The following is a 24,897-nucleotide window of genomic DNA, read 5'->3' as shown; positions in this document are numbered from 1 at the left end:
ATCTTCGCAGCCCGAGTCGGCGGTACGCCAGCGGAGTGTTCGAAACCGGACAGGGGGCTTGGCTCGAGCGAGCCTCCGGCGGCAGGCTGTGCCCGATGCCCCTGAAATCGTCCCTGCACGCCGTCGATCTGAGCGCCCTTCACAGCGGCGCTTCAATGGACCGTCCGCTGCCGATGAAGTCTCGGCGGCAGCGAATGCTGCGGCATCTCGCGATCGCCGTGGTCGCTGCGATCGCCATGGGCGTCCTGTTCTGGCAGCGACCCTCGCAGCTTCCAGTGGTCAACGTTCCACAACTGGCGAAGGTGGTTGCCGGCGAGTTCCGGGACGAGCTCGCGGTACGCGCCCGCGTCGAGCCGATTCGGTCGGTGCTGCTCGATGCGGCCGAGGCCGGTCGTGTGGAAGCCGTCTTCGCACGAGAAGGTGAATGGGTCGAGGCCGGCGCCCCGCTCTATCAATTGCACAGCCCCGAGCAAGAGCAACTGCTGATGGCACGAAGCGCGGAGGTCGCGCAGCAGATTGCCAACGTCTCAATACAACGGAGCGCGCAAGCCGCGAGTCTCGCGCAGAGTCGCCGGGAGCTTGCACAGTTACGAGCGTCGCAGCAACAGGCGGAATCGGAGTATCGACGAATAGCAAAGTTGACGCGCGAAGGGTTCATGTCCGTGGCGGCGCTGGAGCAAGCAGAACGTCAGCACGCGCTGGCGACGCAATTGCTGGAACAGGCCCGCGAAGATCAGCGCTTCGAAGCCGAAATCCGCCAACGCTCACTGGATGAAATGGCCCGCGCGGTAGAAGGTCTGCAGCGCGGATTGCAGCTGCTCGAACGGGCACGCGAGCGGTTGACTCAGCACGCGCCAACGGCAGGAAGGCTGAGCGGCTTTCGTTTGCAGGTGGGTGCAAGTATCCGGCCCGGCGATCGTCTGGGCCGCATCGATGACGTCACTGGCGGCATGCAACTGGCGGCCGACATCGATGAATATTATCTGCCGAGACTGGAGCCGGGGCTGCCAGCCAACAGCAGCGTGGGCGTGCTGAAACTGACGCAGACGCTGCCACAGGTTCAGGATGGCAAAGTGCGAGTGCTATTGCAGTGGCCGGAAGGTGCTTCGCCGCCCCCGCACCTGCGTCCCGGACAAACATTGGAAACGCGCTTGCAACTCAGCCTGCCCTCGCCGGCACTGATTCTGCCCGATGGGCCGGGCGTGCAAAGCCAGCTCTATGTCCGCGATGGCGAGCAACTCGTCCGCCGCAACGTTCGGCTGGGCCGGCGCGCCGCCGGTCAAGTCGAAGTGCTGGCGGGCTTGCAGCCCGGCGACGAAGTACTGATCTCCCAACCTCCTGCCGAGGCCGCGAGGCTCGCTCTGCCATGATCGAATTGACGCAAGTCACCAAACGCTATCGAACCGGACAGGTCGAGACCACGGCGCTGGACCAGATCGATCTACAGATCGAGGCCGGCGAGTACGTCGCGATCACGGGCCCTTCGGGTTGTGGCAAGTCGACGTTGCTCGGCCTGCTCGGTTTGTTGGATGTGCCCACCAGCGGCAGCTACCGGCTGCAAGGCCAGGAAGTCGCCGCCCGAACCTCACGCGAGCTCGCGGCGATTCGTCGCGGCCGGATCAGTTTCGTCTTTCAAAGTTTCAATCTGGTCGATGAGATGACCGTGCACGACAACGTGCAGCTGGCGCTGCGCTATGGCGAGCTGTCAGCAAGAGCGCAGCGTCAGCGCGTGGCCGAAGTGCTCGAACGCCTGGGACTGACTCATCGCGCCGATCATCATCCGAGTCAACTGAGCGGCGGCCAGCAGCAGCGTGTCGCGATCGCTCGCGCCATTGCCTCGCGCCCTGCACTGCTGCTGGCAGACGAGCCCACGGGCAACCTCGACAGCGCACATGGCCAGGAGGTGATGCGACTGCTTCGCGAACTGAACGACGAAGGCACGACGCTGGTGATGGTGACGCATAGTGCCGAGCATGCAGCGCTCGCTTCACGCGGCGTGCGATTGCTCGACGGCAGAGTGCTGGTGGACACCTACGCGGACCAGCTCTGATGAAAGCACTCTTACTGGATGCCTGGCGCGGCGCCCGTAGTCGAAGCGCGTCGACCTTCGCCGCAGTCAGCGGACTGATGGTCGCGATGGCTGCGTGTTCGATAGTGGCGTTGCTTGCCGTCGCGCTCGCCGAACCGGATCCGACGATCGCCGATCCCGAACGCATCGTGCTGCTCGATATGAAAGGCAATCCGCCGGGCCAGCCGAGCCCGTGGTTCACCGGTTCGCCCGTGTCGTTCGGCGCGATGTTGAAGGAACGCCGCGCGCCCCTGGATCTCATCAGTCGCACCAGCGCCAACGGCCTGGACATCGATATCGAGGGCCGGAAGCAATCGGCGTTGTTATTGATCGCCGACTCGGACCTGGTGCCACTGCTGGGCCTCACTACATTACGGGGTGATTTGCAGAGCACGCTGACCCGACGAGACGCGATCGCGATCACGCTCGATCTCATGCGCAAACTGTGGGGAGATATTTCACCGGCCGAGGCCGTCGGCCGGCGCATCGACGCGCGTGGCGGCGTCTACACCGTCACCGCCGTCATCCCGAATTTCGATCCGCGAACGCCGCTTGGCAGAGCGAATCCGATGGTCGGTAATGCGTGGGCCCTGGTTGGTTTCGAATCGCCGGCGAATCCGATGAGCCAGCAGGAGCTCGCGGCGATCTTCGCAATCAACGGTCGCGTGTTCGCACGCTTGCGTCCGGACAGCTCGGTCGATCAGGTGGCCGGCTGGATGCGCGAGGCCTTCATGGACAATCCGCTCTATGCGCAATTGCCTGCGGACTGGAAAGCTGGCCGCGAAGCCGCTTATTTTCGCGGCATCACGCTCGATCAATTGCCTTTCCAAGGCGCCGCGAACGAGCAGCGCTGGCAATTGCTCGGCGCTATCGCAGCGGCCAGCTTGCTCCTGCTGCTGATGGCCGCGTTCAATTGCATGAATCTGCAGACCGCCACCTTGCTGCAGAGGCAACGCGAAACAGCATTGCGTCGTAGTCTCGGTGCAGATGCTCCGCAGTTGGTGCGTCTATGGAGTCTCGAAGTTCTGATATCGCTGCTGCTGGCCGTTACCGGTGCTTTGTTGCTCGCGTGGTGGACGACGCCTGCTATCGCGACGTGGGTGGGCCTGCCGCCGGAGCAATCCGTTGCCGATCCACTGCCACTGCAACTCGTGCTGGGGTTGGCCATCGGCGTGCTCGTGCTATTGGCACTCACGCTCGCTCTGCCTGCATCGATGGCCCTGCGTCAGCCGCCTGCCCCGGCTTTGCAAGGCCGCACCGCCAGCGAAGGCCCGTGGGGACGTCGGGTGCGTCAGGCGCTGTTGACGGTTCAGCTCAGCGGCGTCGTGCTGCTGCTCTCACTCGCAGGCGTGCTGACTCAACAGCAACGATATCTGCTGAGCCTGGACCGCGGCTTCGATACTCACAATCGCTTGTGGCTGGGCGTGATGGTGGATCCAGCGGCAGTTCCCAGCATGAGCGCGTTCACCGCCGCGCTTGATCGTCATCCGGCAATCAAAGGCTGGGCATTCAGCAACGCACGACCCGCCGGGGATACCGAGGGACCGAACGAGTTGCACGTCAGCCGCTCACAACACCGGCAGGTGCTGCGCGTGACGACTGTCTCGCCGGGTTTCTTTGCGACCTACGGCATGACGTTGCTGGCCGGCACACCGACGCTGGGCACTGGAGAAACTCACGTCGTCATTGATGAAAAGGCCGCGCGGTTGCTGGGCTTTTCCAATCCACAGGCCGCGCTCGGAGAGTTGCTTCGAGGTGGCGGCGGCTTCCTGCAAGAGGGCTCCGATGAACGGCGCGTCGTGGCCGTGGTGAAGAGCGTCAAGCTCGAATCCGCCCGCGACCCGGCACTGCCTCAAGCATTCCTGCTCAGTGACAAGCCCCAGTGGGATCTGACGGTCCACGGCACTGACATGACGACCTTGCGCCAGACGTTGGAAGATCTCTGGAAAGCCTACGGCCCGAGGCTGTTATATGACATCCAATCCGTCGACGCTCAGCTCGCTTCTGTTTATGAACAGGAGCAGCAATTGACCACGATGCTGACTGCCGTGGCATTGCTGTCGGTCGGCGTCGCGATGCTCGGTGCCTATGCGCTGATCGCCGATACGGTGCGGCGGCGACGTACGGAGCTGGTCCTCCGACGACTGCACGGAGCCGACGACGTCGCAATCCTTCGCCAGCTGGCTTTGGAATTCATGCCGCCGCTACTCATGGCTGCCGCGATCGGCTTGCCTCTGGCAACCTGGTTCGGCGAACGCTATCTGGCTGGATTCGTCGACCGCGTCGATGCGGGCACCGGCCTGGTGATGCCAATGGCGATTGCCGGCGCGGCGATGTTGTTTGTTACGACGCTCGCGACGCTGAGACATGTGCGGCAGGCGCTTGCGATCCAGCCAATCGAGGCGTTGACTGCAAGCTGATGGCAACGCCGCCGCTGAACGCCGCCCCCGAGCCGATCGAGTTCATTGCATTCACTTCGTACTGCGACTACGTCGGTGCCGACAATTACAATCCCCTCGAGCCGACGGAGACGCCAGATCCGCGCGAGCTGCTGTTGAACGAGCTCGACCAGAAACTCGCGCACGAGCGCATGGAACCGTGGCCTGGCTACTTGCACGAGGCGGTAAGAGCCGCCGGGTCACAGTGGCTGTTCGTTTGGGGAGTGATTCTGCACAGCGCGCGTGCCGTGTATCACGAAATCGATTCGCTCTACGACTTCCAGCTTCGCAACCAGCCTCCTGAAGTCCTCGCCGAGCTCGCCCGAATCAAAGAGGTCGCGGCCTCGTGGGTTCAACGCGCACGTGAGCACGCGATCTCTGAGCCTTGCGACTCACAGACGCAGCGAGAGTATGACCAGGTCTGGAAATCGTTTGAAGTCGCGGCGCAGACGCTCCAGCGCGCGAAGTTCTACCTGGACATTAGAAAACATCCCGTCCTTGCCGTTCATCTCGTCTGCAATCTGTGCGCGACCGAATCCGCGGAGGCGCTTGCGAGAATTCCTGAAAGCGTCCGCATACCCTTCGAAGCCGAAGCGCGGTGGGAGTTTCGCAATCACGATCGCAGGTTGACTCAAGCCCGCGCGATTCATCAGATGCTGGGCTACGGCGAGTCGGTGCAAAGCGGCCCCATGCAACACGACAGCGACGTGCTGCTGTTGCAAATGAAAGGCGATGTCGGGCTCGAGTGGTTCCAGAACATCGGCTGCGTGCTGCAGTTGTGGATCACGCCGGAAGCGCTGGCCGAGCGTGACTTTGCAGCAGTGAGGATGAGTTTGGAGTGCGACTGAATAGCGTCGAACACTTCGGGTCTACGTGGTTGGCCACGCCATTTCGAGCCACAGCTGTAACGTTTTATCGTGCCAGGAGAGTTTGCTGAGCAGATGCGGCCGCAGCTCTTCGTAGTGTCGATCCTTCAGAACCTTACGATCGATATATCCAGCGCGGGCGAGCCGAAGGAAATCTTCGCGATCCCGCTCCGCGTTGCGCTCCAGCTTCGATAGCGCGATGTCTGTGGCATCCAGCGCAAAAGCGGCTCAGGCGCTTCCACGGCGCGGAAGAAAACATTCGAACGAGACGGCTCGCATAATCAGCAGGCGGCGTCGCGATTGCGACGTGCTGCATGTAGAGACGGTACTTGCGATGGAGCCTCGATCCCAGCCCCGCCAGACTTTCGACATCGTCCTCAGGTGACTGCCCGATGGCAGCGAGGAAATCGATATCGGAGGTTTCGCGTCCGATACCGTATTGGTGAGTCACGACAAACCCGTCGAGGCAACGTAGCTCTACGGGGCCTTCAAGAAGTCCATCTAGATCTGCCAGGAAGGACCGCCATGGTTCGATTGGCGCTGCTTCAACCGAACGTCGTCCGGGCATCTCATATCACTGGCGCCAGGTCAGTACGGTTGAAGTTGATTCAAGTCACACCGCGAGATTGCACTTCGATAACGCGAGAGCCATTCGCCCTGCTCATTCGTATCAGGGACCTGGACTCCGCGCGCCTTGGAAATAGCAGACAGCGCGTCACGAACTGTAAATCCACCATGGATCAGGACGGCTGCGCCTACCAGTCCAGAGCGGCCGATTCCAGCTCGACAGTGGACAGCAGCGAAACGCCCCGCTGCGCACGAGTGATAGAGCCGACATGCCAATCGAGCAAGGTCCTCCGACGATGTAGGAACACCGCGGTCTTTGATCGGGAATGAATAAAAACGTATGCCGGCCGCTGCACAGTAGGCCGGCTCCTCGGCGAGATCGAGTTCATGCGCCTCAGACGGCTCTAATAAAGAGACGATGTCCGTGACGCCGAGCCGCGCCAGACCGGCGAACTCATCAGAGGCCCAATCGCCGGCCCGAGGTCGCCCCATTACGGCCAGACGGCCAGTGCCGATGCGCTCAACTTCGTAGAGGGTTGGTTGCATGTCCTTCGTATTCAAAGTGGGCTGTGGACTGTTGCGCCCCAGCCTTGAAAAGCAGTGCCGTCGACTTCATTTACAGCTGCAACGACTGACATTCACGCTGATTTCGTTACGATTTCGCAGCCGATTATTTAGCTTGTAATGTTCGTCGCGAGGCGCTTACAATGCGCGCCCTCCTGTTGCGGGGTGGAGCAGTCTGGCAGCTCGTCGGGCTCATAACCCGAAGGTCGCAGGTTCAAATCCTGCCCCCGCTACCAACCTTGTCGGCATTCTCGCCGACAAGTGGTTACCTGAATTTGCCGGCATCCGCTTGGCCTCGATCTGGGCCCTAAGCTAGCACGCCTGCGCCTGCAACCACCGTACCCTACTGCTCGAGCGGAACATCACACCGCGACACGCCGTATAGGCTTCTATTTGTTCTACCGCGGCTAAAGGATTTGCGCCGCTGCGGCTCGAGACAGAACCAGCAGCGGCGTTTTTCAAGACGCCCGCGTTACGGCAGTACGCGAGCGCACAGATCCAGCAATACCGACGGGAAAATGCCGAGGGCCAGCACGGCGACGCCGTTGGCGCTCAACACGGCGCGGATCGTGCCGCCGGCTTCGATGTTGTAGGTGTCGGACGGCTCATCGAAGTACATGAGCTTGATAACGCGCAGGTAGTAGAACGCGCCCACGACTGACAACAACACGGCGACCGCAGCCAGCCAGCTCAGACCCACGTTCACCACTGCACCGAGCACGGCGATCTTTGCCCAGAAGCCGACGAACGGCGGGACGCCAGCGGTGCTGAACATCAGCATCATCATGATCGCGGCGAACCAGGGGCTCTTGCGGGCCAGTCCTTTGAAGTCCTCAAGCTGGTCGCCTTCGAAGCCTTCGCGCGACAGCAGCAGGATCATGCCGAAGGAACCGACCGCCATGATCACGTAGGTCAGCGTGTAGAACATCGCCGCGCGATAGCCGTCGTTCGTGCCGGCGAGGATGCCCAGCAGGATGAAGCCGACGTGCGAGATGGTCGAGTACGCGAGCATGCGCTTGAGATTGGTCTGCGCGATGGCGACCACGTTGCCGATGATCATCGAGGCGATCGAGATCGCGATCAGCATGTTCTGCCAGCTCGCAACCATCGCATCGAGGCCTTCGGCGAGCACGCGGATCGCGAGGATGAACGACGCGATCTTCGGCGCGGAGCCGATGAACAAGGTCACCGGCGTCGGTGCGCCGTGATAAACGTCGGGCACCCACATGTGGAACGGCACGGCGCCAAACTTGAACGCGATGCCGACGATGACGAACGCCAGGCCGAAGATCAGGCCGATGTTGCTGGCCCCGACTTCGCGCACTCCCACCGCCAGCTCATCGAGCTGCAACGTGCCAGCGACGCCGTAGAGCATCGAGAAGCCATACAGCAACGCGCCGGAAGAAATCGCGCCGAGCACGAAATACTTCATCGCGGATTCGGCTGCGACACCCGAGTCGCGATCGAACGCCACCATCGCGTACAGCGACAGCGACAACAGCTCGACGCCCAGGTACACGGTGAGCAAGCTGCCGGCCGAGACCATCACCATCACGCCGAGCATCGCCACGAGCGCCAGGATGAAGTACTCGCCGCGGAACAGGCCATTCCGCTGCAGGTACTCCCGCGAGTACAGCAACGACACAGCAACCGTTCCATAAGTGAACAGCTTGAGCACATCACCCATCGGATCGGCGATGAACATGCCATCGAACGCGGTGACGCGGGCGTCGACCGCATAGTTCACGGTAACGAACGCGCAGCCCGCCAGGGTGAGCATCGTGAGTCCGTAGGTGACCCAGCGCTTGCTGTCGTCCAGGAACACATCGACCAGCAGGATCACGCAGATCGCCGTCAGCAGGAAGATCTCTGCCGCCGCAGCCTGCATACCAAAGTTTGTTACTACTGCTTCCATCTACTTAGGCTCGATAGGTTCAGAGCTTGGAGACGGTGATCTGCTGCACCAGGTTTTCCACCGTGGGGCGCATCACGTCCAGCAAAGGTGCGGGCCACAGGCCGAGTCCGAGCACCGCCACGGCCAGCACGCCGAGGACCAGCAGCTCACGGCCATTTACGTCGGTCAGTTCGGCGACGTGATGATTCGCCACCGGGCCGAACACCACGCGCTTGACCAGCCACAAGGTGTAAGCCGCGCCGAGAATCAGCGTCAGACCTGCCAGGAACGCGTACCAGAAGTCGGCACGGAAGCTGGCCAGAATCACCAGGAACTCGCCGACGAAGCCGGACGTCGCGGGCAAGCCGGAATTCGCCATGCCGAACAGCACCATGAAGGCCGCGAAGATCGGCATCGTGTTCACGACACCGCCGTAAGAGCTGATCTCACGACTGTGCACGCGGTCGTACAGCACGCCGACGCAGAAGAACATCGCGCCCGAGATCAGGCCGTGCGAAATCATCTGCACCATCGCGCCGTCGATGCCCATCGCCGCGCCCGTCGTGTCGCCGGAGTTCACGCGCATCAATTCGAACGTGAGGAACGAGCCCAGCGTGACGAAGCCCATGTGCGCGATCGAGGAGTACGCGATCAGCTTCTTCATGTCCTGCTGCACCAGGGCGACGAAGCCGATGTACACCACCCCGATCAGCGACAGCGAAATCACCAGCCAGTCGAGCGTGTCGCTCGCATCCGGCGTGATCGGCAGCGAGAAGCGCAGGAAGCCGTAGCCACCCATCTTCAGCATGATGGCAGCCAGGATCACCGAGCCGCCGGTGGGCGCTTCCACGTGTGCATCCGGCAACCAGGTGTGCACCGGCCACATCGGCACCTTCACCGCGAACGCGGCCAGGAATGCGACGAAAATAAACAGCTGCTCGTTCAGGCCCAGCGGCAGGCGCTGGAAGTCCGCGATCGCATAGCTGCACTGGCCGGCATCGCAGGTCTGCAGATACATGTAGATCAGCGAGACCAGCATCAGCACCGAACCGAGGAACGTGTACAGGAAGAACTTGATCGTCGCGTACACCCGGCGCGGTCCGCCCCAGATGCCGATGATGATGAACATCGGGATCAGCATCGCTTCCCACAGCACGTAGAACAGCAGCGCATCGAGCGCCGCGAACACGCCGATCATCAAGCCTTCGAGGATCAGGAACGCCGCGTAGTACTGTGCCGGGCGCTTGTCGATCACGCTCCAGCCGGCAATCACCACCAGCGGCGTGATGAATGCCGTCAGCACGATCAGCGGCATCGCGAAGCCGTCCACGCCAAGCGCGTAGTACGAATTGAACAGCGGGATCCAGGTGCGCTCCTCGACGAACTGCATCGCCGCGGTCGTGGTATCGAAGTTCGTCCACAGCAGCGTCGAAATGCCGAACGTGGCTGCGGTGGTGATGAGCGCGACCCAGCGACCGAGCGCAATGCCCTTGTCGCCGAGCAGGATCATGGCCACGCCACCGGCGATGGGCAGCCACATCAAGACACTGAGAATGGGCCAGGTAATCGTCGACATATCGGGTTCTTACTTTGAATTACCGCAGCACATACCACGCGAGGAGCACCGACAGACCGATGATCATCGCGAACGCATAGTGGTACAGATAGCCGGACTGAAGACGACGCATGACGCCCGACAGCCAGCCCACCGCACGCGCCGAGCCATTGACCGCCGCGCCATCGATTAGCGCCACGTCACCCACACGCCACAGCGCGGTGCCAAGACCGACGCTGCCGCGCGCGAACACCGCCTGATAGATCTCGTCGAAGTAGAACTTCTTCGCGAACAGGTGATACAGCGCCGAGAACTTGCCCGCGATCACCGCCGGCAGGTCCGGACGCTTGATGTACAGGAACCACGCCGCCGCCCAGCCTGCAAATGCCAGATAGATGGCCGGTTGCTGGAACGCGTGCAAAACGAATCCGAGCGGACCGTGCCACTCTTCGCCTATGTGGCCGAGCACGTCGTGCTCCTCGTTCACAAACAGCACGCCGTTGAAGAAATCGCCGAACAGCATCGGGCCGATCGTGACCGCGCCGATGAACAGCGACGGAATCGCCAGCAGGATCAGCGGCAATGTCACAACCCACGGGCTCTCGTGCGGCTCGACCGGGCCGTGATGGGCGTGATCGTCGTGGCTGGTGCCATGACCATGGCCGTGATCGCCGTGCGCAGCGGCAGCGTGATGGTCCTCATGCGTATCCGGCTCATGACCGGCATCCGCATCGCTCGTCAGATGAGTGCCATTGCTCTCACCGTGCGATTCGTGTGCAACTTCGCGGAAGCGCTCCGGACCGTGGAAGGTCATGAACACCAGGCGGAAGCTGTAGAACGCAGTGATGAACACGCCGAGGAACACGCACCAGTACGCGTAGGTCGCGCCGGGGATGTGCGAAGCGTGCACCGCTTCGATCAGCGCGTCCTTCGAGAAGAAGCCCGACGTGCCTGGGAAGCCGATCAGCGCAAGCGTGCCGATGGCCGAGGTCCAGTACGTGATGGGCATGTACTTCTTCAGGCCACCCATCTTCCGCATGTCCTGCTCGTGGTGCATACCGATGATGACCGAGCCTGCCGCCAGGAACAGCAGCGCCTTGAAGAACGCGTGCGTCATGAGATGGAACAGCGCGCCAGCGTAAGCGGACACACCGAGCGCCACCGTCATGTAGCCGAGCTGCGAAAGCGTCGAGTACGCGACCACGCGCTTGATGTCGTTGTTCACCAAGCCCAGCAGGCCCATGAAGAACGCCGTGGTCGCGCCGATGACCAGCACGAAGGACAACGCCATTTCCGACAGCTCGAACAGCGGCGACATACGCGCCACCATGAAAATGCCCGCGGTCACCATCGTTGCCGCGTGGATCAGCGCCGAGATCGGGGTCGGGCCTTCCATCGAGTCCGGCAGCCACACGTGCAGCGGCACCTGCGCCGACTTGCCCATCGCACCGACGAACAAGCAGATACAAACGACCGTGATCGCCTGCCATTCCACACCCGGGAAGATTTCCATCGTGTTCGCCACGATCGCGTCACGCGCATCGAACACGGTGGCATAGTCGAGCGAGCCGGTGTAGTACGCGACGCCGGCGATGCCGAGCACGAAGCCGAAGTCGCCGACGCGGTTGACCAGGAACGCCTTGAGGTTTGCGAAGATCGCCGACGGGCGCGTGTACCAGAAGCCGATCAGCAGGTACGACACCACGCCCACCGCTTCCCAGCCGAAGAACAGCTGCATGAAGTTGTTCGACATCACCAGCATGAGCATGGAGAACGTGAACAGCGAGATATAAGCGAAGAAGCGCTGATAGCCCGGGTCGTCCTTCATGTAGCCGATGGTGTAGACGTGCACGCACAGCGACACGAAGGTCACCACGGTCATCATCATGGCGCTCAGGTTGTCGACCAGGAAGCCGACTTCCATGCGAATGCCGTCGCTCACCAGCCAGGTGTAGACGGTCTGATTCACAATGGGCGCGCCGTCCACGAGCAACAGCTTCAACACGTAAGCCGACAGGCCGAACGCGATGGCAACGCCGGCGATGGTGACGGTATGAGCACCGGCCCGGCCGATGACCTTGCCGGCGATGCCAGCGAGGATGGCCGCCAGCAGCGGTGCGAGAACGATGGTCAGGAGTACGGATTGCGAGATCATTTCTTGTTAATCCGGGGACTAGCCTTTCATCGTGTCGAGCTGCTCGACGTTGATGCTCTTACGCTCGCGGAACAGCACCACCAGGATGGCGAGACCGATGGCGGACTCGGCGGCCGCGACCGTGAGGATGAAGAACACGAACACCTGCCCGCCGAGGTCGCCCAGCTGGCGCGCGAACGCGATGAAGTTGAAGTTCACCGCGAGCAGCATCAGCTCGATGCACATCAGCAGCAGAATGACGTTCTTCCGGTTCAGGAAGATGCCGGCGACGCTGAGCGCGAACAGAATGCCCGCCAGCATCAACACGAAGTTCAGGGAAATCATGACTGCTTCTCCCCTGCCTCGATCACGGGAGGCATCTTCACCACACGGATGCGATCCTTGGCACGGACCGACACCTGCGCACCGACGTCCTGCTGCTTGAGGCCGGCGCGGCGACGCATGGTCAGCACGATCGCGGCCACGATGGCGAGCAGCAGGATCACGGCCGCGAGCTCGAACGGATACAGATATTTGGTGTACAGCAGCTCACCGAGCGCACCGGTGTTGCTGTAGCCCGCCTCCGCCGCCACCTGCGTGACCGGCGTGACTTCCTGACCGAGCGTCTTCACGTACACGACGCTGCCTATCTCGGCCACCACGATCAGCGCGATCAGGATGCCGAGCGGCGCATAGCGCGTGAATCCCTCTCGCACCTCCGCAACCTTGATATCGAGCATCATGACCACGAACAGGAACAACACCATCACGGCGCCGACGTAGACCAGCACCAGCACGATGGCGAGGAACTCTGCCTCCAGCAATATCCAAAGGACGGCGCTGTTGAAGAACGAGAACACGAGGAACAGCGCCGCGTGCACCGGGTTGCGCGCGGTAATGACGCCGATGGCTGAAACCAGCAGCACACCGGAGAACGCATAAAAGAGGATTTCTGTGATGGACATAGCGGTTAGCGGTTGGCGGTTAGCGGTTGGCGGTTGGTACGCCGGAACCGAACAGCCCCGTCCCCTCTACTAGATTGCACGTTGAACACCGCATCACCTACTACTCGTGATTCTCTCTGGCTAACCGCCAACCGCGAACCGCCAACCGCTAACCGCTTCCTCATCGGTACTTCGCGTCGGCAGCTTTGTCGGCTGCGATCATGGCTTCGTAGCGATCGCCGATGGCCAGCAGCTTGTCCTTGGTCATGATGTTCTCGCCGGGATTCTCCATGTGGTACTCATGGATGCGCGTCTCGACGATGGCATCGACCGGGCAAGCCTCTTCGCAGAAGCCGCAGAAGATGCACTTGAACAGATCGATGTCGTAGCGCGTGGTGCGGCGGGTGCCATCGGCGGCGACATCGGACTCGATCGTGATCGCCAGCGCTGGGCACACCGCTTCGCACAGCTTGCAGGCGATGCAGCGCTCCTGGCCGTTCGCATAACGGCGCTGCGCGTGCAGGCCGCGATAACGAGGCGATTGCGGAGTCTTCTCTTCCGGGTACTGGACCGTGATGTTGGGACGCGCGACGAACTGGCGCATCGTCACGTACAGACCGACGATGAGCTCGGTCAGGAAGAACGTCTTGAAAAAACTGGCAGGCGTTTTCATGGCTTACTCGGTGCTAGCGCCTTTATTTGGACCACGGCCCGATGTCGTACGCGAAGAACACGCCGAGCACCGCCAGCCACACCAGCGTCACCGGAATGAACACTTTCCAGCCCAGGCGCATGATCTGGTCGTAGCGATAGCGCGGGAACGTCGCACGGAACCACAGGTAACAGAACAGGAAGAAAGCCAGCTTCAGGAACAGCCAGTGGAAGCCCGGCGCGGTGATGAAGCCCGGCAGCGGATAGCCTTCGAACGGCGACAGCCAGCCGCCGAAGAAGAAGATCGCGGTCAGCGCCGAAATCAGGATCATGTTCACGTACTCGGCGACGAAGAACACGGCGAACGCCATGCCCGAGTACTCGACGTGGAAGCCGGCAACGATTTCCGACTCGCCTTCCACCACGTCGAACGGCGCGCGGTTGGTTTCGGCGACGCCCGAGATGAAATAGACCACGAACAGCGGAATCATCCACCAGAAGAAGTAGCTGAAGTAGCCGCCCGACTGCTTCTCGATGATCTCACCGAGATTCAGCGAGCCCGCGGCCATGACGACGCCGACGAGCGCGAAGCCCATGGCGATTTCGTAAGCGACCATCTGCGCGGCGGCGCGCATGGCGCCAAGGAACGCGTACTTCGAGTTGGTCGCCCAACCGGCGAGGATCACGCCGTACACACCCGCCGAGCTGAGCGCCAGCAGATACAACAGACCGGCGTTGATGTCGGCCACCGCAAAGCCCGGCCACAACGGAACGACGGCCCACGCCGCGAGCGCAGGAATCACGGCCAGCAGCGGCGCGATGATGAACAGGAACTTGTTGGAAGCCGTCGGGACGACGATTTCCTTCAACATCAGCTTCAGCACGTCCGCGAACGGCTGCAGCAAGCCGCCGGGGCCGACGCGATTCGGACCGATGCGGGCCTGGATCGAGCCGATGACCCGCCGCTCGGCGAGCGTCAGGAACGCCATCGTCAGAATGACGCTGACGAACAGGATCAACGCGACCACGCCGTAGAAAACAACGGCGCGGATCCATTCCGGCAGGAACGGCAGCAGCGTATTTACGAAATCAGGAACGCCACTCACGCGCCGACTCCTCGTTCTTCGCGACCTTCACGCGTGTTCTGCAATGCCGACGAGCGACGGACCATTGCGTCCACCTGATAAATCGGAACATCGCGCACGACCGGAGCACCCGCCGCCTTCGCCTGCAAGGTGCGGGTCGCAGCCTTCGCAGTGAACGCACCCGCCTCATCGAGGGCGTTGCGAATGTCCGCAGTGATCTGATCGGCCGCGGTGTATTCGAAGCCGGGCAGATCCAGCAGGTTCGCCAACACGCGCAACACCTTCCAACCCGGACGCGACTCGCCCACCGGCGATGCGGCCCCTGGCACGCTCTGCCAGCGGCCTTCGAGGTTCACATACGTGCCCGCCGTTTCGGCGAACGTGCCGATCGGCAACACCACGTCGGCGAACTGAGCCGCCGTCGAATACGGCGACAGCGCAACGACGAACTCCGCGCCATCCAGCGCAGCGCTCACGCTCTCGGCGCCGATGTCGAGCTTCGGCTCGATGGCGCCGAACACGATGTAAGCCTTGAGCTTGGCCGCGAACATGTCAGCAACGTTCAAGCCCGGCGAAGCCACCGTCTGCCCGCCAACCGAGCGGCCCGGCAGGAAGCCCACCAGATGTGCGCCGACGGCATTGCCGCCTTCCGGCAGATAACCGAGCGTCGCGCCCGTGACTTCAGCCAGCGCGCTCGCGACCAAACGCAGATCGGCGAACGCCGGATCGCGCTGAGCAATCGCACCGAGCAGGATCAACCGACGCTCGCCTTCGCTCAGCTGCTGAGCAATGGCTTTGTGAGTGTCGTTCGGCTGCGCCTGTCCCACCAGCGACGCAATCGATGCCGGCGCGGTCTTGCCACTCGCGTTGATCGCGGCGGCGGCCACAGCGACCAAATGATCGAGCGAGCCCATGCCGTTCGATGCGAGATAGCCCGCGACCGGGAACAAGTAGTCGTAACGCTTCGCGTTGATGAAGGACACCCTGCCGCCTTTCAGCGCAGCCTTGCGGATGCGATGCGCGAGCAGCGGCACTTCCTTGCGGATGTTCGAGCCGACGACCAGCACGCTGTTCGCGGTCTCGAGCTCTTTGATGGACACACCGAGCGACGGGAACAACGGATCGCTCGCATCGTCGCGGAAGTCGCTGCGACGCAGACGGTGATCCAGGTTCGCACTGCCGAGGCCACGCGCGATGCGCGACAACAGGAACAGCTCTTCAAGCGTCGAGTTCGGCGAAGCAATCGCGCCGATCTGTCCGCCGCCGTGTTGTTTGGCGATGCGACCCAGCTTCTCGGCAACTTTCTGCAGCGCCGTTTCCCAATCCGTCTCCTGCAGCACGCCGTTCTCTCGAATCGACGGCTTCAACAGACGATCTTCGCTGTAGATGCCCTGGTAGCTGAAACGATCGCGGTCCGCGATCCAGGTCTCGTTCACGTCTTCATTCGCACGCGGCACGATGCGCATGACGCGACCGCGCAGCACGTGTGCATAGATGTTGGTGCCGACGGCGTCGTGCGGAGAGATCAGCGGATGCTGAGTCATTTCCCACGCACGCGCGCGATAACGGTACGGCTTGTTGTTCAACGCGCCGACCGGGCACAGATCGATGATGTTCGCCGACAGCTCGTGATCGACGCTCTTCTCGATGAACGTGCCGATCTCGGTCATTTCGCCGCGGCCGACGGTGCCCAGCTCCTGGAAGCCCTGCACGTCCTGCGTGAAACGCACGCAGCGGGTGCAGTGAATGCAGCGGGTCATGTCGGTGGAGACGAGCGGGCCGAGGTTCTTGTCTTTGACGACACGCTTGCGCTCGCTGTAGCGAGAGATGTCGCGGCCGAAGCCCATCGCCAGATCCTGCAGTTCACATTCGCCGCCCTGATCGCAGATCGGGCAGTCGAGCGGATGATTGATCAGCAGGAACTCCATCACGGCGCGCTGCGCGGCGATGGCTTTCGGCGACTTGGTGAAGACTTTCATGCCTTCGGCGACCGGAGTCGCGCACGCCGGCATTGGCTTGGGCGCCTTCTCCACTTCCACCAGGCACATGCGGCAGTTGGCGGCGATCGGCAGCTTCTCGTGGTAACAGAAGCGCGGAACGTACACGTCGTTCGCGTCCGTTACGTGGATCACCATCTGACCCTTGCGCGCCTTCATCGGCACGCCGTTGACTTCAATATTGACCTCGTCACTCATGCTGGGTCACTCGTTAAGCAGCGGCTGCACGGCGATCGCGTTCGACGATGCTGTGTCCGTGCTCGATGATGTATTCGAACTCGTGCCGGAAGTGCTTCATGAAGCTCTGCACCGGCCAGGCAGCGGCGTCGCCGAAGGCGCAAATGGTGTGGCCTTCGATCTTGTTGGCGACGTCGACCAGCATGTCCAGATCGGACTTCTTGCCCTGCCCCGCCAGCATTCGCTTCAACATGCGGTTCATCCAGCCGGTGCCTTCGCGGCACGGCGTGCACTGACCGCATGACTCGGCGTAATAGAAACGGGAGATGCGCTCGAGGGCGCGCACCATGCAAGTCGTGTCGTCCATCACGATCATCGAACCGGTGCCGAGGCTCGAGCCGACTTTGCGCACGCCGTCGTAATCCATCGTGGCGGTCATCATCGCGTCGCCGGGCACGACCGGCACGGAGACGCCGCCGGGGATCACGGCTTTCAACTTACGACCGTTACGAATGCCGCCGCAGATCTCCAGCAGATCCTTGAACGGAATGCCGAGCGGCAGCTCGATGTTCTGCGGCTTGTTCACGTGGCCGGAGATCGAAAAGATCATGGTGCCGCCGGCGTTCGGCACGCCGAGCTCGGTGAACCACTTCGGCCCCTTGCGCAGAATGGTCGGCACCGACGCATAGCTCTGCGTGTTGTTGATCGTCGTGGGCTTGCCGTACAAGCCGAAGTTCGCCGGGAACGGCGGCTTGAAGCGCGGCCGGCCTTGCTTGCCTTCCAACGATTCCAGCAACGCGGTTTCTTCGCCGCAGATGTACGCACCCGCGCCGACGAACGAATACAAATCGAAGTCCACGCCCGAGCCCAGCAGGTTCTTGCCGAGCAGGCCCGCGGCATAAGCTTCTTGCAACGCTTCTTCGAAACGCGGCACAGGCTCATCAAGGAACTCGCCGCGGATGTAGTTGTAACCAACGGACGCGCCCATGCAGTAACCGCCGATGGCCATGCCTTCGATCAGCGCGTGCGGGTTGTAACGCAGGATGTCGCGATCGTGGCAGGTGCCTGGCTCGCTCTCGTCCGAATTACAAACGACGTATTTCTGGCCCGGCGCGTTGCGCGGCATGAAGCTCCACTTCATGCCCGTCGGGAAGCCGGCGCCGCCGCGGCCACGCAGGCCGGAAGCTTTCACCTGCTCGATGATCTCTTCCTTCGGCGTCTTCTCGCGCAGGATCTTCTCCCACACTTCATAGCCGCCGGTCTTGCGATACGTCTCGATCGACGACGGACGCTCCATACCGAGCGTCGCGAAGCAGACGAAGTTGCTCGCGTACTTGCCTAACAGCAGTTTGTTTGATTCGTCAGTCATGGTTGGCGATGGCGGTTGAGTCTCGCGACCTTACTTGTGCCGATCCAGAATCTCGTCGATCTTCTCGGGCGTGAGATTCTCGAAGTACACGTGGTCGACCATCATCATCGGCGCGTTGTTACACGCGGCCAGACATTCCTCTTCGCGCTTCAGGAAGAAGCGGCCATCCGGCGTGCTCTCGCCCACCTTGATGCCGAGCCGTTTCTCGACGTGCGACAACATTTCCTCGCCGCCGCACAACATGCACGAGATGTTGGTGCACACGGAGATGCTGTGACGGCCGACCGGCTTGGTCTCGAACATCGAATAGAACGTCGCGACCTCGTAGACCTGGATCGGCGGCAGGCCGATGTACTCGGCCACTGCGTCCATCGATTCCTTGGTGAGATAGCCGCCGATGTCGTGCTGCACGGCGCGCAGCGCCGCGATCACGGCCGAGCGCCGGCGATCCGGCGGAAACTTCGTCAGCCAATGATCGATTTCATGGCGCGCATGCTCGGACAGAATGCTCTTGCGACCATGCGGGGCGTCGTGGGCGACGTTGCCGGTGTCGATTTCATCCAGCTCCGGCGCGCTCTTGCCGCCGTCGTTGGAACCTGGATCTTGCGTGCCGCTCATCGGTCGATTTCCCCGAATACGATGTCCTGCGTGCCGATCACGGCCACCACGTCCGCGAGCAAATGGCCCTGCACCATCTCTTCCAGCGAAGCGAGGTGCGGGAAGCCCGGCGCGCGGCACTTCAAGCGATACGGTTTGTTGGCGCCGTCGGACACCAGATAGATGCCGAACTCGCCCTTCGGCGCTTCGACGGCCGCGTAGGTCTCACCGGCAGGCACGCAGTAGCCTTCGGTGAACAGCTTGAAGTGGTGAATCAGCGATTCCATGTCGCCCTTCATCTCCTCGCGCTTCGGTGCGGAGACCTTGTGATCGTCGAGCATCACCGGGCCGGGATTGGCGCGCAGCCAGTCGACGCACTGTTTGACGATGCGATTGGACTGACGCATCTCTTCAATGCGCACCAGATAGCGGTCGTAGCAATCGCCGTTCACGCCGACCGGGATGTCGAAATCCATGCGGTCGTACACTTCATACGGCTGCTTCTTGCGCAGATCCCATTCGATGCCGGAACCGCGCAGCATCGGACCCGTGAAGCCGAGCTGCATCGCGCGCTCCGGCGTCACGACGCCGATGTTCACCGTGCGCTGTTTCCAGATGCGGTTGTCGGTCAGCAATGTTTCATACTCATCGACGTTCGCCGGGAAGCGCGCGCAGAAGTCATCGATGAAGTCGAGCATGCTGCCGCGACGACGATCGTTGAGACGATCCACGTCGGCCTGCGAGCGCCACTTCGAGGGCTGATATTTCGGCATTGTGTCCGGCAGGTCGCGGTACACGCCGCCCGGACGATAGTAAGTCGCGTGCATGCGCGTGCCGGACACGGCTTCGTAAACGTCCATGAGGTCTTCGCGCTCGCGGAACGCATACAAGAAGACGGTCATCGCGCCGATGTCGAGGCCGTGCGCGCCGAGCCACATCAAGTGATTCAGGATGCGAGTGATCTCATCGAACATCACACGGATGTATTGAGCGCGCTCCGGCACCTTGATGCCGAGCAGCTTCTCGATCGCCATCACATAGGCGTGCTCGTTGCACATCATCGACACGTAGTCGAGACGATCCATGTAGCCGATCGATTGATTGAACGGCTTGGACTCGGCGAGCTTCTCGGTCGCACGATGCAACAGACCGATATGCGGATCGGCCTTCTGGATGACCTCGCCATCCATCTCGAGCACTAGGCGTAAGACGCCGTGCGCGGCAGGATGCTGCGGGCCGAAGTTCAGCGTGAAATTGTGAATATCTGCCATGTCAGAACTCAGCGATTCGCGGGCGAGGCAGCGGCGCCGACCGGCACTTCCTTGAGCACCTGGTCGTAACGGTTGTCTTCGCGAATGACTCGCGGCACGAGCGTGCGCGGCTCGATGGTCACCGGCTGGTAAACGACACGGCCCTTGGCCGTGTCGTACTTGACCTCGACGTTGCCGATCAGCGGGAAATCCTTGCGGAACGGATGACCGATGAAGCCGTAGTCGGTAAGGATGCGGCGCAGGTCCGGATGATTACGGAACATGATGCCGTACAGATCGAACGCCTCGCGCTCGAACCAGTTGGCGCTGGCCCAAACGTCGACGACCGAATCGATCACCGGCGGCTCGCCTTCGCTGGCGAAGCTGCGCAGACGCAGGCGCCAGTTGTTGGAAATCGAGAGCAGTTGATAAGTCACAGCGAAGCGCGGCTTCTTGGTCTCCTCGCTCACATGTTCCTTGATGCGATTCACGCCACGGCTGAAACCGGTGGCGGTCGACGCCAGCGTGTTCCACTCTTCGCGGCCGTAATCCAAATAGTCCACGCCGGCCAGATCGATCAGCTGCTCGAAGCCGAGCTCTGCGTTGTCACGCAGCTCGCGGCACACAGCAATCAAGTTGGCGGCATCGACTTCGAACGCAACTTCGTTGGGCAACGCCGGCAGCGGACGCAGCTCTTGAGCAAAGCGCGCCGTCAGTCGCGAGGCCAATGTCTCGGTACGTGAACTCATCCCGTTCTCGCTAACTCAAGCCCGAATCAACGGGCGATCGTGCTGGTGCGGCGGATCTTGTTCTGCAATTGCAGGATGCCGTACAGCAATGCTTCGGCACTCGGCGGGCAGCCCGGCACGTACACATCGACCGGAACGATCCGGTCGCAGCCGCGCACCACCGCGTACGAGTAGTGGTAGTAACCGCCGCCATTGGCGCAAGAACCCATCGAGATGACCCAACGGGGCTCGGGCATCTGGTCATAGACCTTGCGCAGCGCCGGCGCCATTTTGTTCACCAGCGTGCCGGCCACGATCATCACGTCGGACTGACGCGGGCTCGGGCGGAACACCACGCCGAAGCGATCGAGGTCATAGCGGGCCGCGCCCGCGTGCATCATCTCGACGGCACAACAAGCGAGGCCGAAAGTCATCGGCCACATCGAACCGGTGCGCGCCCAGTTCATGAGCGAATCGATCGTGGTGGTCATGAAGCCGCGTTGAGTCACCGCGGCGTCCGGCGTTTCCGCCGTGGGAGCCGTCAATCCCATTCCAACGCCCCCTTCTTCCACTCGTACACGAAGCCCACCACCAGGATCAGCAGAAACACACCCATGGCGGCGAGCCCAACCATGCCGACCGCGTCGAGCGCGACCGCCCACGGAAACAGGAAGGCGATTTCCAGGTCGAACACGATGAACAGGATGGCCACCAGGTAATAGCGCACGTCGAATTTCATGCGCGTATCGGAATAAGCCTCGAAGCCGCACTCGTAGGCGGAGAGTTTTTCGGCGTCGGGTTTGCGAGGGCCGAGCAGGAAGCCCAGGCCGATGAGCACGGAGCCGAGCACGGCGGCCACGCCCAGAAAGATCAGGATGGGAACGTAGTTCTGCAACATCGCGTAAGTCGCTGACGCGCCGGGTCCGGCGGCGGCGCGCATTGTATCAGGCCGGTCCAAAAAGGGTTCTATAAGAATTGCACGAAGGCAGCCTTCTTCGGCGAAGAACCCTCAAAAAGGCCGAAAATCTGCGGCACTTGAGCCAACACGCATGACCCGCCGCCGCTCGAAGGCGGGCGCAGGATACGCTGAATCAGGCAGTTGGCAAGCATCTGCGAGAGGGCTCTGCAGATGTGCTCCCGGAGCGGGAGTGAATTCTTTGTTATCTGTAGAGAGGGAAAGAATAAATGGTGCGGCTGAGAGGACTCGAACCTCCACGGATTGCTCCACTACCACCTCAAAGTAGCGTGTCTACCAGTTCCACCACAGCCGCACTGAAATCGACTCGCGAGTTTCTTCGACTCGCTGAAAGACCTTCTACTGTTTCGGCGGTTCGCTCGGAGCCGGTTGAGGGGCCGGTTCCGCGGGCTTTTCTACCGCCGGTTCTACTACCTGATTGCTCGCCGGATTCGCAGGCGGCGTCGCCGGCGTAGTCGCGGGCAACTCAGGCGCCTTGTCCTGCAAATTCACGCGATCGATCACGCTCTTCGGCGCATCCGGCGCGCGACCGCCCAGATACGCCAGCGTCAAGCTGGTAATGATGAACAACGCTGCGAGCGTCGCCGTCGTGCGAGACAGGAACGACGCCGAGCCGCGAGCACCGAACACAGTGCCCGACGCGCCCGCGCCGAAGCCGGCGCCTGCATCGGCGCCCTTGCCTCGCTGGAGCAACACCAGCGCCACAATGGCTGCGGCGATCAACAGGTGAAAAATCACCACCGCCGAATGTAACCAGTTCATACGATTCCAATTCCGCTCTTAATGAGCCCGGTCTTCAATGAGCCTGACCCGCCGCGCAGATCTTCAAAAACTCATCTGCCTTGAGCGACGCGCCGCCGATCAGTCCACCGTCGACATCCGGCATCGCGAAGATCTCCTTCGCATTGCCGGCTTTTACGCTGCCGCCATACAGCACCCGCAAACGGGCCGCGATATTAGCATCACGAGCCGCCACCTCGGCGCGAATATGTGCGTGAACGTCCTGCGCCTGCTGCGGCGTCGCGTTCTTGCCCGTGCCGATCGCCCAGACGGGTTCGTACGCGAGCACTGCCTGCTGTAGCGCCCCCGGGGCCGCCACATCCAAAACCGCCTTCAACTGCCGGGACACCACTTGCATGGTCTGCCCCTTCTCGCGCTCCTCCAGCGTTTCGCCGACGCACAGGATCGGGATCAGACCCTGCGCTTGCGCCGCCAGAAACTTACGCGCCACCAGCGCGTCGTCCTCGCGATAAATCGTGCGCCGCTCGGAGTGGCCCACGATCACATAGGTGCAACCGACATCCTTCAACATGGCCGCCGAGGCCTCGCCGGTGAACGCACCGATCGACTCGGCGCACACCGATTGGGCGCCCAGCTTCACGATCGAATCCTTCAGCAACCGCCCCACTTCCCACAGGTACACATTGGGCGGACACACGGCGATATCGACCGGCACCTGCCCCGGCAACCCGAGCAGCAGCCCCTCGATCAACTCGGCGTTCTGGGCGCGCGAGCCGTGCATCTTCCAATTCCCGGCAATGAATGGCCGGCGCATCGGCGTACCTCCACAGTTGGTGTTCGGGGCGGCCCTGCGAAGGGCGCGGAAGCTTAGCGGCGAGTCAGGCCGAAATCAAACGCCTAAGTCCATAAAATGACGCAGCTTAGGCAGCTTAGCCCACGGCCACCTTCTGTTCCGCGGCCGCGGCCACCGTACTGGCCAATTCCCGGCAGATCTCCCTGACCAGCTTTTCGTCCCTGCCTTCGACCATGACGCGGATCACGGGTTCAGTGCCCGACGGACGCAGCACAATACGGCCCGTTCCGGCCAGCTTCGTCTCGGCGCGCGCCACCGCATCGGTGATCTGCGTGGAGCTGAACGGGTCGATCTTCTTTGCGACCCGCACGTTCTCCATCACCTGCGGATACTTCGGCATCGGCGCCGCCAGCTCGGCCAGGCTGCTGCCGGTCTCCTTCATGATGGCCAGCACCTGGAGCGCGCAGATCAAGGCGTCGCCGGTCGTGGTGTGATCGAGCGCCAGCAGGTGACCCGAGGTCTCGCCACCGAGCGTGCCGCCAGTCTCCTTCAGCAGCTCCATCACGTAACGATCCCCGACCTTGGCGCGACGGAACTGGATGCCCTCTTTCTGCAGCGAATGTTCCAGGCCGAGATTGCTCATGACGGTGCCGACGACCGGTCCCCGCAGCAGCCCCTTCTTCTTACGGTCGCGAGCGATGATGTAGAGCAACTGGTCGCCATCGACCGTGCGGCCGAGGTTGTCGACCATCACCAGGCGATCGCCGTCGCCGTCGAGCGCGATGCCCGCATGCGCCTGCACGCCCGGCACGGTCAGTTGTAACAAGCCCGGTGACGTCGAGCCGCAATTCAGGTTGATGTTACGACCGTTCGGCGAGGAGCCGATCGGCACGATCTCGGCGCCGAGATCGGCGAGGATGCGCGGGCCGACTTTGTAACCGGCGCCGTTGGCGCAATCGATCACCAGCTTGAACCCCGACAAATCCAGGCCCGGCACGGTGCTCATCGCAAATTCCTGATAGCGCACGCGCGACTTGTCGACGCGCGTCGCGCGTCCGAGCTCGCTCGAGCCGCGCGTCACCGGCGGCTCATCGAGATATTGTTCGATCTGCGCTTCGATCTCGTCGGTCAGCTTGCCGCCGTTGCGATCGAAGAACTTGATGCCGTTGTCTTCGTACGGATTGTGAGAAGCGCTGATCACCACGCCGAAGTCGCACTCGAAACGTTTGGTGAGATAGGCGATGCCCGGCGTCGGCAGCGGGCCGATCAACATCACGTTCACGCCCGAAGCGACGAAGCCCGCTTCCAGCGCGGACTCGAACATATAACCGGAGATGCGCGTGTCCTTGCCGACCAGCACCGTGCCGCCCTTCGGCGCCAGCACACGCGCCGCCGAGCTCGCCAGCTTCAGTGCGAATTCCACGGTGAGCGGATGCTCGCCAACGCGGCCACGCACGCCATCGGTGCCAAAGTACTTGCGGCTCAAAACGAATCCCTCGAGTG

General features: G+C 62.1%; 22 protein-coding genes and 2 tRNA genes. 5 read left to right on the top strand and 19 right to left on the bottom strand.

The window, feature by feature from the left end; translation table 11 throughout:
• The first annotated feature begins 95 nt into the window (after positions 1-95).
• From EK373_RS30730 to EK373_RS30715, 4 genes are read left to right on the top strand one after another with little or no spacing between them, the layout of a single operon-like run.
• Positions 96-1,370 (top strand): efflux RND transporter periplasmic adaptor subunit, encoded by a 1,275-nt coding sequence (locus tag EK373_RS30730; RefSeq protein WP_129649190.1) that lies wholly within the window; start codon positions 96-98, stop codon positions 1,368-1,370.
• Positions 1,367-2,050, top strand: a complete 684-nt coding sequence (locus tag EK373_RS30725) for an ABC transporter ATP-binding protein (RefSeq protein ID WP_129649188.1) — start codon at positions 1,367-1,369, stop codon at positions 2,048-2,050. Before EK373_RS30730 ends, EK373_RS30725 begins: the two co-directional genes overlap by 4 nt.
• A complete protein-coding gene (locus EK373_RS30720) occupies positions 2,050-4,488 on the top strand; it encodes an ABC transporter permease (RefSeq protein WP_129649186.1) in 2,439 nt (812 codons plus the stop codon). The genes EK373_RS30725 and EK373_RS30720 overlap by 1 nt, the downstream gene beginning before the upstream one ends.
• Entirely contained in the window at positions 4,488-5,354 is an 867-nt protein-coding gene (locus EK373_RS30715; protein WP_129649183.1) for a DUF1963 domain-containing protein, read from the top strand. Before EK373_RS30720 ends, EK373_RS30715 begins: the two co-directional genes overlap by 1 nt.
• A gap of 606 nt (positions 5,355-5,960) precedes the next feature.
• Here the strand turns inward: EK373_RS30715 and EK373_RS30710 are convergent.
• Entirely contained in the window at positions 5,961-6,485 is a 525-nt protein-coding gene (locus EK373_RS30710; protein WP_129649181.1) for a protein-tyrosine phosphatase family protein, read from the bottom strand.
• A gap of 177 nt (positions 6,486-6,662) precedes the next feature.
• Between EK373_RS30710 and EK373_RS30705 the strand changes: the two genes are divergently transcribed.
• Positions 6,663-6,739 (top strand) — tRNA-Met (locus tag EK373_RS30705).
• Between the two features lie 236 nt (positions 6,740-6,975).
• On the opposite strand, the gene nuoN is transcribed toward EK373_RS30705, so the two are convergent.
• The 18 genes from nuoN to glmM form a co-directional block, all read right to left on the bottom strand.
• On the bottom strand, positions 6,976-8,418 hold the full coding sequence (gene nuoN / locus EK373_RS30700) for an NADH-quinone oxidoreductase subunit NuoN (RefSeq protein ID WP_129649179.1): 1,443 nt from the start codon (positions 8,416-8,418) through the stop codon (positions 6,976-6,978).
• A 19-nt stretch (positions 8,419-8,437) separates the two neighbouring features.
• Entirely contained in the window at positions 8,438-9,973 is a 1,536-nt protein-coding gene (locus EK373_RS30695) for an NADH-quinone oxidoreductase subunit M (RefSeq protein ID WP_129649177.1), read from the bottom strand.
• 19 nt (positions 9,974-9,992) lie between these two features.
• Positions 9,993-12,107 carry an NADH-quinone oxidoreductase subunit L gene (nuoL, locus tag EK373_RS30690; protein WP_129649175.1) on the bottom strand — a complete coding sequence of 705 codons (2,115 nt, stop codon included), beginning with the start codon at positions 12,105-12,107 and terminating at the stop codon, positions 9,993-9,995.
• An 18-nt stretch (positions 12,108-12,125) separates the two neighbouring features.
• Entirely contained in the window at positions 12,126-12,431 is a 306-nt protein-coding gene (nuoK, locus tag EK373_RS30685; RefSeq protein WP_129649173.1) for an NADH-quinone oxidoreductase subunit NuoK, read from the bottom strand.
• Complete coding sequence (locus EK373_RS30680) at positions 12,428-13,051, bottom strand: NADH-quinone oxidoreductase subunit J (protein ID WP_129649171.1); 624 nt, start codon at positions 13,049-13,051, stop codon at positions 12,428-12,430. Before EK373_RS30680 ends, nuoK begins: the two co-directional genes overlap by 4 nt.
• Positions 13,052-13,211: 160 nt before the next feature.
• On the bottom strand, positions 13,212-13,703 hold the full coding sequence (gene nuoI / locus EK373_RS30675) for an NADH-quinone oxidoreductase subunit NuoI (RefSeq protein ID WP_129649169.1): 492 nt from the start codon (positions 13,701-13,703) through the stop codon (positions 13,212-13,214).
• 22 nt (positions 13,704-13,725) lie between these two features.
• Entirely contained in the window at positions 13,726-14,745 is a 1,020-nt protein-coding gene (gene nuoH / locus EK373_RS30670) for an NADH-quinone oxidoreductase subunit NuoH (protein WP_129649368.1), read from the bottom strand.
• A gap of 38 nt (positions 14,746-14,783) precedes the next feature.
• Entirely contained in the window at positions 14,784-16,961 is a 2,178-nt protein-coding gene (gene nuoG, locus EK373_RS30665) for an NADH-quinone oxidoreductase subunit NuoG (RefSeq protein WP_129649167.1), read from the bottom strand.
• A gap of 13 nt (positions 16,962-16,974) precedes the next feature.
• On the bottom strand, positions 16,975-18,309 hold the full coding sequence (gene nuoF, locus EK373_RS30660; protein WP_129649165.1) for an NADH-quinone oxidoreductase subunit NuoF: 1,335 nt from the start codon (positions 18,307-18,309) through the stop codon (positions 16,975-16,977).
• A 30-nt stretch (positions 18,310-18,339) separates the two neighbouring features.
• Entirely contained in the window at positions 18,340-18,927 is a 588-nt protein-coding gene (gene nuoE / locus EK373_RS30655; RefSeq protein ID WP_129649163.1) for an NADH-quinone oxidoreductase subunit NuoE, read from the bottom strand.
• The gene (locus tag EK373_RS30650; protein ID WP_129649161.1) at positions 18,924-20,177 is read right to left on the bottom strand and encodes an NADH-quinone oxidoreductase subunit D; all 1,254 of its coding nucleotides are present in this window, start codon (positions 20,175-20,177) and stop codon (positions 18,924-18,926) included. Before EK373_RS30650 ends, nuoE begins: the two co-directional genes overlap by 4 nt.
• An 8-nt stretch (positions 20,178-20,185) precedes the next feature.
• Positions 20,186-20,905, bottom strand: a complete 720-nt coding sequence (locus EK373_RS30645; protein WP_129649159.1) for an NADH-quinone oxidoreductase subunit C — start codon at positions 20,903-20,905, stop codon at positions 20,186-20,188.
• Positions 20,906-20,931: 26 nt separating this feature from the next.
• The gene (locus tag EK373_RS30640) at positions 20,932-21,435 is read right to left on the bottom strand and encodes a NuoB/complex I 20 kDa subunit family protein (protein WP_129649157.1); all 504 of its coding nucleotides are present in this window, start codon (positions 21,433-21,435) and stop codon (positions 20,932-20,934) included.
• Positions 21,426-21,782 carry an NADH-quinone oxidoreductase subunit A gene (locus EK373_RS30635; RefSeq protein ID WP_129649367.1) on the bottom strand — a complete coding sequence of 119 codons (357 nt, stop codon included), beginning with the start codon at positions 21,780-21,782 and terminating at the stop codon, positions 21,426-21,428. The genes EK373_RS30640 and EK373_RS30635 overlap by 10 nt, the downstream gene beginning before the upstream one ends.
• Positions 21,783-22,070: 288 nt before the next feature.
• A tRNA-Leu gene (locus EK373_RS30630) sits at positions 22,071-22,155 on the bottom strand.
• Between the two features lie 44 nt (positions 22,156-22,199).
• Entirely contained in the window at positions 22,200-22,622 is a 423-nt protein-coding gene (secG, locus tag EK373_RS30625) for a preprotein translocase subunit SecG (RefSeq protein ID WP_129649155.1), read from the bottom strand.
• A 34-nt stretch (positions 22,623-22,656) separates the two neighbouring features.
• Positions 22,657-23,415: a triose-phosphate isomerase gene (tpiA, locus tag EK373_RS30620; RefSeq protein WP_129649153.1), complete on the bottom strand. Its 759-nt coding sequence runs from the start codon at positions 23,413-23,415 to the stop codon at positions 22,657-22,659.
• Between the two features lie 115 nt (positions 23,416-23,530).
• Positions 23,531-24,880: a phosphoglucosamine mutase gene (glmM, locus tag EK373_RS30615; protein ID WP_129649150.1), complete on the bottom strand. Its 1,350-nt coding sequence runs from the start codon at positions 24,878-24,880 to the stop codon at positions 23,531-23,533.
• Between the last annotated feature and the right edge of the window lie 17 nt (positions 24,881-24,897).

Origin of the sequence: Peristeroidobacter agariperforans, assembly GCF_004138335.1 — a bacterium.
GTDB classification, from domain to species: Bacteria; Pseudomonadota; Gammaproteobacteria; order Steroidobacterales; family Steroidobacteraceae; genus Steroidobacter; species Steroidobacter agariperforans.
This window is presented reverse-complemented; position numbering and strand designations above follow the sequence as displayed.